A 13,285-nucleotide genomic window follows, 5' to 3' on the forward strand; every position below is an offset into this window, starting at 1 on the left:
TCACGCCAGCAAAGCGGTAAGGAAGGCCTTGATAGATGGCTGGGACGTAAGTTCATTGGTTTTACTCCGATGTACAGGTCCCTTGTGGACCTTTGTGGTATAAAGGACTACAGGACGATCAATGCCTATGATCCTACTGAAGAAGAACTGGACGAGCTTGCTGATGTTTATAAGCTTGTAATAGCAAAAGGTTACACTGAAAAAGTAACTAATAATTATGACGGGGAGATAATCGAGGTAAGGTCTACCACGTTTGAGGATGTCATAGATGCCATTAAGTTACTTGAGAACGTGGCTGATCCAGAGCGGGTAAAAGAGAGCATCGAACTCATTACAGAACTGAGGGAGAGATATGTGTCAAAGGCACTTGTGATCAGTAAAAAGGTCAGGCCCGCAACGGACATGATCGCACGGATCGTCAGTGATCTGCGCCTTGGTATTTCAACAGAAGGGGTGGTTATAGCACCTGACTATGGCACATCAAGTGAAGGCATGAACGTTACTGAGGGGGCTGATATTCTGGTTCCTACTCACTCTTCTATCGAAGGCGATATCATTGAGAGGGTATGCAAAAAATATGATGCTATCATCGATGGATTGAAGAAGCTCGAAGACTAAAATTTAATTGATATAGTTTTTAAGTAGATATATAAAGGAAAGGGTATAAGTATATATACTGCGCTTGCGAATATACCTTTCCTTATAATACTGAAGGTCAAAGAAATGTCGGAATCTAATATCAAAATAGAAAATGTGGTCGCATCAACTGAACTTGCAGAAGAGTCCAAGGACATGTCGGAATATAATATCAAAATAGAAAACGTGGTCGCATCAACTAAACTTGCAGAAGAGTTCGACCTCATAAAGATCGAAGCGGAATTCGAGGGTGCGGAATACAACAAGCAGAAATTCCCTGGGCTTGTCTATCGTGTTACTGACCCAAAGGCCGCATTCCTTGTATTCACATCCGGTAAGGTCGTATGTACCGGTGCTAAGAACGTTGCTGATGTGCACATAGTCATTGGCAATATGGCAAAGAAGCTCAACGGTATCGGCATGGAGACTATTGTAGACCCTGAGATCACTGTACAGAACATTGTTGCTTCAGCTGACCTTCATGCTACCCTCAATCTCAACGCAATTGCTATAGGACTCGGTCTCGAGAATATCGAGTATGAGCCTGAGCAGTTCCCAGGACTCGTTTACAGGATTGCTGATCCAAAAGTAGTAGTACTCATTTTCAGCTCCGGTAAACTTGTGGTCACAGGCGGTAAATCACCTCAGCACTGTGAGCAAGGAGTTGAGGTTGTAAGGCAGCAGCTTGACAACATGGGACTTCTGTAAATGAATATTCAAACCTCACTGGACAAAAACGATGTTTGCATCCTCATTCCTACATTGAATGAGGAGGCTACCATTGTACAGCTTATCAAGGATTTCCGATCGGAAGGTTTTGAGAACATTCTTGTTATAGATGGCCATAGTTCCGACAATACTCGTCAGCTTGCTGAAGAGAACGGTGCAAAGGTCATTGTTCAGGAAGGTAAGGGTAAAGGGCAGGCTGTTCAGGAAGCATTTCAGCTGATCGAAGAGCCTTACACCGTCATGATAGATGGCGACGGTACTTATCTTGCCAGTGATGTTCATGCTGTGCTCCAGCCTATACTCGATGGCCGCGCTGATCATACCCTCGGGAACAGGATGGCCAATTTTGAATCCGGCGCTTTTACAAGATTGAATCTGGCAGGGAATAGGGCACTTAACAAACTTTTCGGGTTTGCATACGGTATCTGGCTGGAGGATATACTGACAGGATATCGCGGGTTCACACGCCATGTGATAAAGAACCTTTCTCTGACCGAAATGGGTTTTGAGATCGAGACCGAGATAACGGTCGAGAGTGTTAAGCACGAGATGAAGGTCGAAGTTGTTCCTATCACTTATGTCGCAAGGCATTCCTCTGCGGATACAAAGCTCAATCCGTTAAGAGATGGGTTGAAGATCGGTAAGACCATAATCAGAATGGCAAGATTGCATAATCCGATGTTCTACTTTGGAATATTAGGTACCGGATTAACACTTTCAGGTATTGCTGTTGGTCTTTATGTGGTAAACGAGTGGATGAACGGGGTAACTCGCATTCCGATGACCGTTTTAACGGCATTGCTTATACTTTCTGGAATTCAGATGTTCATTTTCGGAATGTTGAGCGATCTTATAGTTTCTCTCCACAGGGAGTCAATGCGCATACTCAGAAAAAGAGATGAGTGAAACTTATTCACTTATTTGTGATGTTGCTCTAATATTATGGTCTATTATCCTTTGATCATACCTCTATTGTTTTTTATCTTCTTCTATTATCTCTATTATGCTTTGGCAATGTTCGGTCGGATATGCTACAATCTCCAATGATGGCATCTATATGAAAATTTTATCAAACTCAAGTAATCTTACTTTATAAATATTCAACAAAACTTGAGTTTTTGGTTTTTCACGGACTTGGAATAATATTGTCTTGTTTGTCATGCCCTACTTCAAACGGTAGTTAAAGGCACTTTTATTTTTTAGATACTTGGATCTTTGGATTTAGATGTCTTAGTATAATTGAGATATATTGTTTTATATTCAACTTTACTTGATTGGCTCTCAAGTTCATTTTGTGACAATACTTAAATAAAATACCTTCTTTTTTGGGATAACTAATCACGAGGTTTAATCATGTCAATTGTAGAAGATGCAAAAGCTGGTAAAATTACGGAAGCTATGAAAGTAGTCGCAAAGGTCGAAGGCTTAGAGCCTGAGTTCATTATGCGCGGAATCGCTGCAGGTAGGATCGTAATCCCAACCTCTCCATACAGGGACGTTAAGCTCTGTGGTATCGGCGAAGGTCTTACAACAAAGGTAAATGCATCCATTGGTGCATCTTCAGATATCATCGATGAAGACATGGAAGTCGCAAAAGCAAAGGCTGCAGAAGCTGCAGGGGCTGACACCCTTATGGAGCTTGGAACAGGTGGAGATTTCCTTAGCATCAGAAAGAAGGTATGTGACGCTATCTCACTCTCCGTTGGTTCAGTCCCACTCTACCAGGCGTTCATTGGCGCTGCAAAGAGAGATGGTTCTATCATCCACATGACAGAAGATGATCTGTGGAATGCAACTGAACAGCAGGCAAAGCTCGGTACCAACTTCATGGCTATCCACACCGGTATCAACAACATCGTTCTCGACAGGCTCAAAGCACACGGTCGCTATGGTGGTATCTGTTCACGTGGCGGTGCTTTCATGACCACATGGATGCTCCACAACGAGAAGGAAAACCCACTTTACGCTGAGTTCGACTACCTCTGTGAGATCCTTAAAGAGCACGATGTTGTTCTCTCCACTGGTAACGGAATGCGCGCAGGTGCTATCCACGATGCTACCGACAGGGCACAGGTACAGGAGCTCATCATCAACTCTGAGTGCGCACAGAAAGCACACGACAAGTATGACCTTCAGGTAATTGTAGAAGGCCCAGGTCACGTACCACTCGATGAAGTAGAGATGAACGTTAAACTCATGAAGTCCATGAGTGGACACAAGCCATTCTACATGCTCGGTCCACTTGTAACAGATATCTCTCCAGGAAGAGACCACATCGTAACCGCTATCGGTGCAGCAACATCCGCATCACACGGCTGTGACTTCCTCTGCTACGTAACTCCTGCAGAGCACCTTGCACTTCCAAACATCGATGATGTTGTTGAGGGTGTCCAGACATCCAAGATCGCAGCACACGTCGGTGACATGGTCAAACTCGGAAAGAGAGATCAGGACCTTGCAATGGGCAGGGCACGCAGAGACCTTGACTGGAAGAAGATGTTCGATCTTGCACTCGACCCAGAACTCGCAAGAAAGATCAGAACCGAGAGAGCTTCAGCAGATGAAGATGCATGCACAATGTGCGGTGACTTCTGTGCTGTGAAGATCGTCAACCAGAACTACAATCTCGCAAAGTAATGCCATTGGCATTACTTTTAACTTCTTTTTTTGAATTCTTTTTTGTCCTGTGATTTTTCATATTGTTTTTAGAATTAAAACCCATTATCTCTGATAGTAGTTAAATATAGCATCAGCTAGTAGGAGAGTTGACGGCTAGTGGGGTGGTTATAGCCAGTAGGATTGAGTGCCTACTAGTAGGACGGGGCAAAATTCAGTAGAATAGGGGGTAGTTAGTAGACACAGCAACAGCTAGTAAGGTCCTGTCTAATCGATCATAAAAATAAGATATTATTCACCATTCTGGTGTAGAATGGTGCAATAAATATTTTCAATTATCTTTTGTCTCACTCTAATAGATCAGTATGGTGTCTTTGTTACGTACGAAAGGTCAAGTTTTGATACATTCGCCTTCTGAACTACAAGGATCGATGACCCATAGTCAGGATTTTCATATTTGATGATCAACCAAGTAACATCGTCTTCTTCCACTTGGCTGCAATCTGTAATGTTATCATACCAAATGATAGAGGATGATGCACCGTCAAGCAAATAGATATAACCTGACAGTTCCTGTCCCTCTGGAACATTCTTTATCATTTCAAGAATTGAATTAATCATTTTAGTAACACCCATTTTAACACTCCTTACACATATAAAATGATTTTGGTAAACATCTATATTGAATACGGCATTGGACTTAAGTTTTTTCCAATTATCAAACTATTATAAATAAAACCGCAAAATAATGAAATTATGTCAACATCTCTATTCTCTTCAAAACTGAAACTTTTGATATATATGCATTGTTATGGGTGTGATTACATAATCAAGCTTATACAATTGCTTGTTGATGCATTTCGAAAAAAGTATAGCAGACATAGCATTTTATAAATGGGCATGCATATATAGAATAAAATATATTTATTTTGCAGTATCATGTTTAGAAATTTCTGAAGGGGTATTATGTTCGGGAGAATGAAGTCGGGAAAGGTTGATAGGCAATATTCAAAGAACTCTATTTGTAACGATCGACGTGGTGTTTCAGATGTTGTTGGAACTATCATGATGGTGGCAATAACAATGATCATGAGCGCAATAATAGCTTCTGCTATTTTCAGCTTAAGCCCGCCACCAGATGTCCCGCATACAGATATTGAGGTCCGTCTAAACGGTTCGACCCTCGATATTTACCATATGGGGGGAGAACCCATTAAGGTAAAGGACATGAAGTTCATGGCAGAAGGTCAGGAAGTTTCTATCAATTCATCTTCACCTGTTAATGAAACAGAGGAATGGAATATCGGGACGCTGATAATTCTTGACACGAACAATACTGGCTTGAAAATAGTTCATCTCCCATCACAGGAGTTGTTAATATGAAGCTATTTTTAAAAGATGAGAATGCAGTATCTGTTGTTGTTGGTGCTATACTTTTGCTGGCAATAATGATCACTTTTTTATCGGTAGTAACTTCTACCTGGGTCCCTATCTATGAAGGCGATGCAGAAGCTGAGCATAGCAAACAGATGTCAGAAAACTTCCGAAATCTAAAATTCCAGAGCGAATTGACCGATTCCCTTCCAAGGTCACTGATAATCGATCTTGGAACCGAAGATGTACCTCTGGTTTCCAATTCCCGATCGATTGGTTATCTGGAGTTGAACGAAACTGAAGGGGATCTTATAATTTCGACACATGTTTCGAATATTATGGAAGCGGATGATCCCTATCAATTTGGGTTACTTGTAAAGGATATGGCGGATACACCAAATCCTATTACCGCATTTGAATTCGAGTTCTTGCAAACAGGAATCGTAACGTCCAATCCAGGAGGAGTGGATGATCTTTTTGATGTCCAGCTCAGGACAACGACCCATAATAGATGGATCCATTTCTTTGCAGAGGGAACTAGTGGGAAAGACCTTGCAATTAATATGCGTTATGGAACTCCGGTCGAGGTATGGGAAAACAATGCAATAATGGTTTATAGTACCTCAGACGATCCGAAGATATACGTTTATAATGATGATTACGTTCATATCGATCTACTTACAAATGATACTTCTCTTACACTGATGAGTGACAATCCAGTGACAATAAATGGGACTACATACACAAACGGCGATTCTGCACCTCTGTATGATCTTGTTCAGCATTACATGAGCATCGGTGAGACATACATCTTTGATTACGTGAACTACAATCACGTTATAGACTCATCGCAGAGATTCGAATATGTTACAAACGATCATGTTACAAATCTCACCTACTCGAACACAGGGGATGCATGTTTTTTTGATGATTCCTGTATTGGTAGAGGTACTTTCAAGATACATTCTGACTACAATTTTATGGTGGATCAAAGCTACATCTATGAGAATGGTGCTGTCATCCTCAAACAGGATGATGGTGCGGTTTTTAAGATCGAACCGCCAATTTCCGTGTCAGGAACGAACGGAAGTCTTGAATTGGGAATTTGGGGGGCTGTGCTTGAAGGGGATTACCAGGAATTTGGAAACGATCTCGAAAAGATGTACATAACTGCCGACACGGAGACTATTGTGGAGGGGGATACGGGGACTGTGTCAATTACCAAAAACCTGTATCCTGAAACAAAAGATATCTGGATCTCATTTTTTGAGAAGATGAAAAGCGAGATAGTAACATTGAATGAAACAGGAAATGGTACAATTAATGTAACAATGAACGTTTCCCTTAATTCAACACCACAGTTTGTCAAAATGAATGTCATCGACACGAATTCTACGATCCATATGAAGGTTAAGTCACATGACCTGAAAATTGCAGACAGACCATGAAATTGAGCAACATGGTCAATTTTTATTTTTTCAATAAGTAATACGGAAACCCTTAAATTATCGATTGCCATAATTCCGAAAGGAGATCAATAATGAAAAAAGCAATAATTGAGACAAATAAAGGAACTATAGTACTCGAACTTTTTGAAAAGGATGCACCCAAAACGGTTGCTAACTTTGAGAAACTTATTAAACAGGGCTTTTACAACGGTCTGACTTTCCACAGGGTGATCTCTAACTTCATGATCCAGGCAGGATGTCCAAAAGGCAATGGTACCGGTGGGCCAGGCTACTCTATCAAATGTGAGATAAATCCAAAGAGACATACAAAGGGCGCTCTTTCAATGGCACATGCTGGAAAGAACACTGGTGGAAGTCAGTTCTTCATCACTCACTCTCCTCAGCCACATCTTGATGGTGTACACACTGTATTCGGAAAGGTCATCGAAGGCATGGATGTTGTCAATGCTATCAAACAGAGTGACGTCATGACCAAATTAACAGTAGAAGAAGATTGATACTATAGTATCCATTCTTTCTTTTTGAAGAATAACGTGGGGCAATACAAGGATATTTTCAAGTTATTGGATATTCATATCCTTATAGAAAATTTGCCTTGGTATTGTTCCTTTTTTTATATTGCTACGTAGTGAAATATAAGGTGTAACATGGATCGAAAGACGTTCAATCGTGTAAGATTAGCAAGTATTGTGCTCAATGAGATCGAAGATCTTCCTGCTAAAATGTATCCATTCCTCGAATTTGAAAAGAACGAGAATGAGGCGGAAGGAAAATACAGGATACTCCCACTCGTGGGCGAAGCTAAAGAGTCACAGGCAATCCTTTCTGTGGAATATCAGAAATGGTCTGAAGAAGTTCTGGACCTGTTACAGAGATTTTATCCTCAGAAAGTGGATGAATTTACCGATACATACCGCTCAGCTCTTCCTTATGTAACCCTTGAACTAAAACCAAAGACGGCAAACAGCCATAAGCTGAAGTTCACATTCATAAAGTATCTGACAGAACAGAGGACCATTCTTTCACACCTGTTCGCAAAAATGTCATCTATGGAAATAACAGATGATGAATGTGATATGAATAGGGACGTAGAATGTGGTTTTACAGATAATTGCCTGAGGGTTTTCAGAGCTGCTGTTCAACCGGTATTGGAAGATGAAATAGATACGTTCAGGGCGAACCTGTCCGAAAGAGACGGTGACTTCAAGGACATTCTTGATATGGCAGATCAGATCAATGATGCCGCTACAAATGATGTCAGCAAATTGATCAATAAATGTAACGGTCTTAGAAAGCTGTGCGCGGAAAACGTTGAGTGCGAGGATGCCATCAGGCCCTTGATACCCGTATTTGATATTATTGGCAGGATGTAATCCCTGCCTATTTTTAATTCAACTATCCATGGGGGACAAAAAGTGAAGATAATTAAATGCAGGGACTTTGGGTTTAATTGTGACTTCATTGCAACCGGCAGCGCAGCTGAAGCTGACAGTGTTATACAGAAAATGCTGGTGCATATCAAAGAGGCCCATGAGGGTCTTTCGGATGAGGACCTTGCTGATATCAAAGCACGTATGTCCGTTCCTTTGAGCAGGGGCTGTGGGTGTGGAGCCCTTTGATGTGGTTCCGTTCACAATTTACAGTTCTTGCATTTTGAAAGTTCGCATGCTTTATTCTCGAATTTCCATTCAAGACCCCATTTTTTGATAGACTGGATGATCTCTATGAACTCCGCTCCACTTTCTGATAGGGAGTAAGTGTATACCATGGGGTCAGTGGTCTCATCAAGAGTCCTTTTAACAAGACCGTCTTCTCCAAGTTCCTTTAGCCTTGTGGAAAGGGTCTTCGGAGTAATACCTGTGATTTTTTTCTTAAGTTCGTTGAATCGTTTTTCACTGTTATTCCCTTTGTACAGCTCAAGAAGTATGCACAAAGTCCACCTCTTGCCAATGATATCGATCGTTTTGTAGATGGTACAGTCCTTCATAGTATCTACCAAGAAACTGCCATTATATATAGAAGTATCTCAAATATACTTGATAACAAAAAGATATCAATCGGAGTGATCAAAAAATGTCAAAAGATATACTTGAAAAGGGAGCTATTGTTCAGAGAGACAAGGAAACATTCGCTATCGCACCACATATTCCTGGTGGTATTGCAACGCCTGATATTCTCAGAAAGATCGCAGATGTTTCTGAAAAATACGGAGCTGCTGCAATTAAGGTCACATCAGCACAGAGACTTGCCATTGTTGGACTTAAAGAAGATGACCTGGATAATGCCTGGGATGACCTTGGGATTAAACCAGGGGCAGCAATAGGGCTTTGTGTAAGAAGTGTGAAGATCTGTCCGGGAACCACATTCTGTAAGAGGGGACAACAGGACGCTGTAGGGCTTGGACTCAAACTGGATGAGAAATACCATGGAATGGAGCTTCCATCAAAGCTCAAGATGGGTGTTTCCGGTTGTATGAACTCATGTGCAGAAAGTGCCATAAAAGATATTGGAATAATGGGTACTCCTAAGGGATTCACTGTAATGGTCGGAGGTAGTGCAGGTCTTAAACCACGCCTTGCAGATACTATCGCTGAAGAACTTGATGAGGACGAGGTTCTTTCACTTGTTGACACTATCATTTCATTCTATAAGTCACATGCAAAGAAACAGCGTATTGGAAAGATCATCGAAGAGATCGGACTTGACACCTTCAAGAAGGAAGTCGGGCTTTAAGCTGTTAGGATCTTTCATAAATTGAGGGCTTCAAATAGCCCTTTTTTCTTCTTTGTTTGGTTCATATCGTTTTTAGAGCAACCCAATTCCTGATGGCTTAAGGGAGTTAACAATGAGGATAAGTTTCTATTATAATGGTGAGTTCGGTAAAAAGGTCATAGGCAATATCGTCAACTCAAGCACTTTCTGTACCTCGTGTGGGGATCTGTGTGACCACTGCCGTGAACTTAAAAGATCGCATGCTGATAGCATTGTTGATATCTATGAGTTCCCTGACGATCTTCCTGAGTTCATAGATGATCCTTTCGATCACATCCCGAAAAATGTGGGTGAATGTGACCTCCTCATAGCCATGGACCTGCATCCCGACATCTTTTCAGTACTTCCTGAAATAGCAGCCAATGCTAAAGCAAAGGCAGTTATAGCACCTGTGGAAGTGCCAAAACTTGCACCTGCAGGACTTGTACAGCAGGTCAAGGAAAAGCTGGAATCCGCTGGAATTGACTGTGAGTTCCCCAAGCCCTTCTGTTCACTGACAAAAACAGGCAAGGCCCTTATCGATGAATTTGTTGATATGGGATTTGGAAGGCCCCTGCTGAGGATCGGGATCGATCCTGACCGGAGGATATTTTCCCATGTGCAGGTGCTCAGGGATGCACCCTGTGGCTCTACCTGGTATGTTGCAAAAAAATTAAGGTGGACGGATATTGAAGATTACAAAGAGATCGTGTCGGGGGCACATCATGCATACCCTTGTACTGCCAGCATGGATAAGGACACCCAACTGAAAGATACGATATTGCATGAAGCAGGTTACATCATAAGGGGAAGTGTGGAAGAAGCTTCGGGTTTCAAAAAGGAGTGAAGAGCACACTTGAAAATGAGGTGATATCATTACTGAAGAAATACCCAAAAAAATAGCAGTACTACGATGCGATATTGTTTCCGAAGCATGTCCCGGAGTTGGGTGCCTAAAGGCGTTCAATGCCAGGAAAGTAAAGTTTGCAGACTACGATGATGATACTGAGATGATCGCATTCTTCACATGCGGGGGATGTTCAGGAAGAAGGGTCTTCCGACTGGTGCGTTCCCTGAAAAAACACGATATTGACGTGATACACCTGAGCTCATGCATGATCATGAAGAACTATCCGGAATGCCCGCACATTGATTCGATCAAGAAGACCATCACTGATGCAGGCATCGAAATTGTTGAAGGAACACATCACTAAAGGAGATATAGAGAATGGTTAAAAGAATGATCGTTAAGATAGATGAGGATAAATGTACTGGCTGTGGACAATGTGTTTCACCTTGTGCCGAAGGGGCTATACAGATAATTGACGGAAAGGCAAAGGTCGTTTCTGAAGATCTTTGTGATGGTATGGGATTCTGTATCGGTGTCTGTCCTGAAGGTGCTATCACGATAGAGGAAAGGCAGACTGTGGAGTTCAATGCTGAAAAGGCAGAGGCTCAACCCAAGAGCACGGATATCTCTATCTCCTGTTTCAGTTGCGGTGCCGGGGAAAACGAAAGATACCTCCTGCCCATGAGGCACAATATGGAAAGCCTCTGGGTCTGCACACGCTGTCTGCCTCAACTTATCCATGGGTGAGAGCGGTAAATGGAGCTTGAACTGACATCTGTACCTGACAACGTATGTGATTATACATTCAATTTCTACTGGTATGAGAAAGAGATGGAGCCATCTGCGACCATACCGGGCCAGAGTGGTACGAAATATACCTATCAGCAACTTGTGGACGAGCTTAAGAAAGGAAATGACGTTCACATCAAAGGGAGTGTAGGTGGTCGTTTTGCCTACTCTCTGGGAGTTGACCTTGCCCATTTCGGAGGTAGCGGCAAGACCGAAGCTGCCGGTAACATCTTCGTTGAAGGGAATGTGGGGCCGGAAGCAGGGATGGGGATGTCCGCAGGCTCGTTTTACATTACAGGCGATATTGAACAGCCCTTTGGCAACATCATCGAGGTCGTGTCCGATGTTGAAGGATACCGAAAGTTCATTTCCATCACTGAACTTCTGTGTGTCAATGGTGTTGAAGAGCTTTGTGAGAACGAGTTCGATGTGGTAAATGGTAAACTTATCCTCGATGATGGTATCCTGCGGGGAACTCTGGCCTCAAGATGTGATTGTGATGCAGAAATTATCGTAAAAGGTGATGTTTACAACGGAACAGGGCTTCTTATGGAAAGGGGTATTGTCAATGTGCAGGGGAATGCTGGTCTTAACACCGGTGCTCATCTGAATGGTGGCTCTGTTGTGATAGAAGGTACGGTGGGGGAATTCTCCGGTGCTTATATGAAAGCTGGAACTCTCATTTTCAATGATGCTAAGGGGTATGTAGGTGCCGGTATGCTCGGTGGCACGATATATTCAAAAAAGAAAGTGACACCTGCTCCTCCTGCTGAAAAAGTGCGGGAGGGTGGTCAGGACATCTCTATCGTTCGAAAGTTGACCGGCGCAGGGCGAGTGGAGTCCATGCTGTATAACAAATATGAGGTCGGTGAAGAAAAAGAACAATACGTCAAGGTAAAAATGAGGGATGGGTCCATATTCATGCGTAAATTGGACTGATCTTCAAGTTCATCCTCTATTTTTTCTTACATAATCTATTTAAATAACAAACATTGTATCTTCATTATATTTGTTATACCTAAAAAGGTTGGATATACTTGACTACGGAGAGAACTGAAGACTACCTTAAGGCTATTGATACCATTATTGAGAAAAAGGGCTATTCTCAGGTAAAAGATATCGCACGATTCCTTGATGTAAGTCCGTCCAGTGTCACGGGAATGTTCAAAAAGCTGACAAGGGAAGGATTCATCAATTACGAGAAGTATGGCGGTGTTACTCTCACCGCTGAGGGAAGAAAGCTTGCGAGAAGCACGAAGGAAAAGTTCAGTGTGTTGCATGAGTTCCTCGTCCTCCTTGGTGTGGATGAAGATACCGCAGACGATGATGCCTGCAAGATGGAGCATGTCATAACTCCTGAGACCCTTGAAAGGCTGACAAAGTTCAGCGATTTTGTTAACTGCAGAGAAGAAATGCCAAAATTCTTCCTCAATTTTAAGGAATTTTGTGAAAAAGGCGAGATCCCAAACTGCAGAAAGAAAAACAACATCTCTTCTTCCTTTGGCAAAGATCTCAAAAAAGGGTGCAAGGATCGATCTTGAGACTTCCTGAACGCTAAGACTTCAGAACCTATCCTTTTTTGATCTTGGACTTTATTGGTCCCATTTCTATTTCTTATAATTTAAACCATGCTCAATATGTTAGGCACGCCAAAATTTATATGCTATGGTTAACTAGTCACCACTATATTAGGATAGCCTAAATTTTGGAGGCTCGTGAACAAATGTTGTCTATACTAAAAAAGAAACGCTGCTGCGGTCAGGAAGATGAGACCCAGAGCGACCTTGAACGGATAATCCTTGTGGGGAATCCGAATGTGGGTAAGAGTGTCATCTTCAATCACTTTTCGGACAGTTATGCTATAGTTTCCAATTATCCGGGAACAACTGTGTCCATAAGTAAGGGAAAAGGGCGGATCGACGGGAAGGAATACGAGATAATCGATACGCCGGGGATGTACTCATTACTACCTATAACTGAGGAGGAACGCGTATCACAGAGCTATCTGTTCGACAACGATCCTTTTGTTTATGTGCATGTGGTGGATGCGAAGAACATCCAGCGTATGCTT

17 protein-coding genes and 1 pseudogene are annotated in these 13,285 nt (G+C 42.2%); 16 read left to right on the top strand and 2 right to left on the bottom strand.

Annotation, left to right across the window (positions count from 1 at the left end):
* The 4 genes and pseudogenes from QAS77_RS05970 to thiC form a co-directional block, all read left to right on the top strand.
* A pseudogene (locus QAS77_RS05970) lies at positions 1-618 on the top strand (SMC-Scp complex subunit ScpB); the annotation flags it as partial.
* A 174-nt stretch (positions 619-792) separates the two neighbouring features.
* On the top strand, positions 793-1,344 hold the full coding sequence (locus tag QAS77_RS05975) for a TATA-box-binding protein (RefSeq protein WP_250867809.1): 552 nt from the start codon (positions 793-795) through the stop codon (positions 1,342-1,344).
* Positions 1,345-2,271 carry an S-layer glycoprotein N-glycosyltransferase AglJ gene (gene aglJ, locus QAS77_RS05980; protein ID WP_305064461.1) on the top strand — a complete coding sequence of 309 codons (927 nt, stop codon included), beginning with the start codon at positions 1,345-1,347 and terminating at the stop codon, positions 2,269-2,271. It begins immediately after the preceding gene.
* A 447-nt stretch (positions 2,272-2,718) separates the two neighbouring features.
* On the top strand, positions 2,719-4,002 hold the full coding sequence (gene thiC, locus QAS77_RS05985; RefSeq protein WP_305064462.1) for a phosphomethylpyrimidine synthase ThiC: 1,284 nt from the start codon (positions 2,719-2,721) through the stop codon (positions 4,000-4,002).
* 339 nt (positions 4,003-4,341) lie between these two features.
* On the opposite strand, the gene QAS77_RS05990 is transcribed toward thiC, so the two are convergent.
* A complete protein-coding gene (locus tag QAS77_RS05990; RefSeq protein WP_250867806.1) occupies positions 4,342-4,602 on the bottom strand; it encodes a hypothetical protein in 261 nt (86 codons plus the stop codon).
* Positions 4,603-4,959: 357 nt separating this feature from the next.
* Between QAS77_RS05990 and QAS77_RS05995 the strand changes: the two genes are divergently transcribed.
* The 5 genes from QAS77_RS05995 (at position 4,960) to QAS77_RS06015 (ending at position 8,443) form a co-directional block, all read left to right on the top strand.
* Positions 4,960-5,364: a type IV pilin N-terminal domain-containing protein gene (locus tag QAS77_RS05995; protein ID WP_305064463.1), complete on the top strand. Its 405-nt coding sequence runs from the start codon at positions 4,960-4,962 to the stop codon at positions 5,362-5,364.
* Positions 5,361-6,803, top strand: a complete 1,443-nt coding sequence (locus QAS77_RS06000; protein ID WP_305064464.1) for a hypothetical protein — start codon at positions 5,361-5,363, stop codon at positions 6,801-6,803. Before QAS77_RS05995 ends, QAS77_RS06000 begins: the two co-directional genes overlap by 4 nt.
* A 92-nt stretch (positions 6,804-6,895) precedes the next feature.
* Positions 6,896-7,321, top strand: coding sequence for a peptidylprolyl isomerase (locus tag QAS77_RS06005; protein ID WP_250867803.1), 426 nt, complete (start codon positions 6,896-6,898; stop codon positions 7,319-7,321).
* A 150-nt stretch (positions 7,322-7,471) separates the two neighbouring features.
* Positions 7,472-8,197: a hypothetical protein gene (locus QAS77_RS06010; RefSeq protein WP_305064465.1), complete on the top strand. Its 726-nt coding sequence runs from the start codon at positions 7,472-7,474 to the stop codon at positions 8,195-8,197.
* Between the two features lie 42 nt (positions 8,198-8,239).
* Positions 8,240-8,443 (top strand): DUF1059 domain-containing protein, encoded by a 204-nt coding sequence (locus tag QAS77_RS06015; RefSeq protein ID WP_305064466.1) that lies wholly within the window; start codon positions 8,240-8,242, stop codon positions 8,441-8,443.
* 11 nt (positions 8,444-8,454) lie between these two features.
* Here QAS77_RS06015 and QAS77_RS06020 read toward each other — a convergent pair whose 3' ends face one another.
* Positions 8,455-8,811 carry a winged helix-turn-helix transcriptional regulator gene (locus QAS77_RS06020; protein WP_305064472.1) on the bottom strand — a complete coding sequence of 119 codons (357 nt, stop codon included), beginning with the start codon at positions 8,809-8,811 and terminating at the stop codon, positions 8,455-8,457.
* An 86-nt stretch (positions 8,812-8,897) separates the two neighbouring features.
* Between QAS77_RS06020 and QAS77_RS06025 the strand changes: the two genes are divergently transcribed.
* The 7 genes from QAS77_RS06025 to QAS77_RS06055 form a co-directional block, all read left to right on the top strand.
* On the top strand, positions 8,898-9,557 hold the full coding sequence (locus QAS77_RS06025; RefSeq protein ID WP_305064467.1) for an NAD(P)/FAD-dependent oxidoreductase: 660 nt from the start codon (positions 8,898-8,900) through the stop codon (positions 9,555-9,557).
* Positions 9,558-9,669: 112 nt separating this feature from the next.
* On the top strand, positions 9,670-10,422 hold the full coding sequence (locus QAS77_RS06030) for a DUF166 domain-containing protein (RefSeq protein ID WP_305064468.1): 753 nt from the start codon (positions 9,670-9,672) through the stop codon (positions 10,420-10,422).
* A 52-nt stretch (positions 10,423-10,474) separates the two neighbouring features.
* Positions 10,475-10,789: a CGGC domain-containing protein gene (locus tag QAS77_RS06035; protein WP_331522309.1), complete on the top strand. Its 315-nt coding sequence runs from the start codon at positions 10,475-10,477 to the stop codon at positions 10,787-10,789.
* Positions 10,790-10,803: 14 nt separating this feature from the next.
* A complete protein-coding gene (locus QAS77_RS06040) occupies positions 10,804-11,172 on the top strand; it encodes an ATP-binding protein (RefSeq protein WP_305064469.1) in 369 nt (122 codons plus the stop codon).
* 9 nt (positions 11,173-11,181) lie between these two features.
* Positions 11,182-12,153 carry a formylmethanofuran dehydrogenase gene (locus tag QAS77_RS06045; protein ID WP_305064470.1) on the top strand — a complete coding sequence of 324 codons (972 nt, stop codon included), beginning with the start codon at positions 11,182-11,184 and terminating at the stop codon, positions 12,151-12,153.
* Positions 12,154-12,251: 98 nt separating this feature from the next.
* Positions 12,252-12,755 (top strand): metal-dependent transcriptional regulator, encoded by a 504-nt coding sequence (locus tag QAS77_RS06050; RefSeq protein ID WP_250867796.1) that lies wholly within the window; start codon positions 12,252-12,254, stop codon positions 12,753-12,755.
* A gap of 182 nt (positions 12,756-12,937) precedes the next feature.
* The coding region (locus tag QAS77_RS06055) for a FeoB small GTPase domain-containing protein (RefSeq protein WP_305064471.1) at positions 12,938-13,285 on the top strand (348 nt) is incomplete at its 3' end.

The sequence above is a fragment of the Methanococcoides sp. genome (assembly GCF_030594565.1).
Taxonomy (GTDB): Archaea; Halobacteriota; Methanosarcinia; order Methanosarcinales; family Methanosarcinaceae; genus Methanococcoides; species Methanococcoides seepicolus.

Excerpts from the sequence above, each read along its gene's own strand:
- QAS77_RS05975 (WP_250867809.1), top strand. The coding sequence starts at position 793 with ATGTCGGAATATAATATCAAAATAGAAAACGTGGTCGCATCAACTAAA.
- aglJ (WP_305064461.1), top strand. The coding sequence starts at position 1,345 with ATGAATATTCAAACCTCACTGGACAAAAACGATGTTTGCATCCTCATT.
- thiC (WP_305064462.1), top strand. The coding sequence starts at position 2,719 with ATGTCAATTGTAGAAGATGCAAAAGCTGGTAAAATTACGGAAGCTATG.
- QAS77_RS05990 (WP_250867806.1), bottom strand. The coding sequence starts at position 4,602 with ATGATTAATTCAATTCTTGAAATGATAAAGAATGTTCCAGAGGGACAG.
- QAS77_RS05995 (WP_305064463.1), top strand. The coding sequence starts at position 4,960 with ATGAAGTCGGGAAAGGTTGATAGGCAATATTCAAAGAACTCTATTTGT.
- QAS77_RS06000 (WP_305064464.1), top strand. The coding sequence starts at position 5,361 with ATGAAGCTATTTTTAAAAGATGAGAATGCAGTATCTGTTGTTGTTGGT.
- QAS77_RS06005 (WP_250867803.1), top strand. The coding sequence starts at position 6,896 with ATGAAAAAAGCAATAATTGAGACAAATAAAGGAACTATAGTACTCGAA.
- QAS77_RS06010 (WP_305064465.1), top strand. The coding sequence starts at position 7,472 with ATGGATCGAAAGACGTTCAATCGTGTAAGATTAGCAAGTATTGTGCTC.
- QAS77_RS06020 (WP_305064472.1), bottom strand. The coding sequence starts at position 8,811 with ATGAAGGACTGTACCATCTACAAAACGATCGATATCATTGGCAAGAGG.
- QAS77_RS06025 (WP_305064467.1), top strand. The coding sequence starts at position 8,898 with ATGTCAAAAGATATACTTGAAAAGGGAGCTATTGTTCAGAGAGACAAG.
- QAS77_RS06030 (WP_305064468.1), top strand. The coding sequence starts at position 9,670 with ATGAGGATAAGTTTCTATTATAATGGTGAGTTCGGTAAAAAGGTCATA.
- QAS77_RS06040 (WP_305064469.1), top strand. The coding sequence starts at position 10,804 with ATGGTTAAAAGAATGATCGTTAAGATAGATGAGGATAAATGTACTGGC.
- QAS77_RS06045 (WP_305064470.1), top strand. The coding sequence starts at position 11,182 with ATGGAGCTTGAACTGACATCTGTACCTGACAACGTATGTGATTATACA.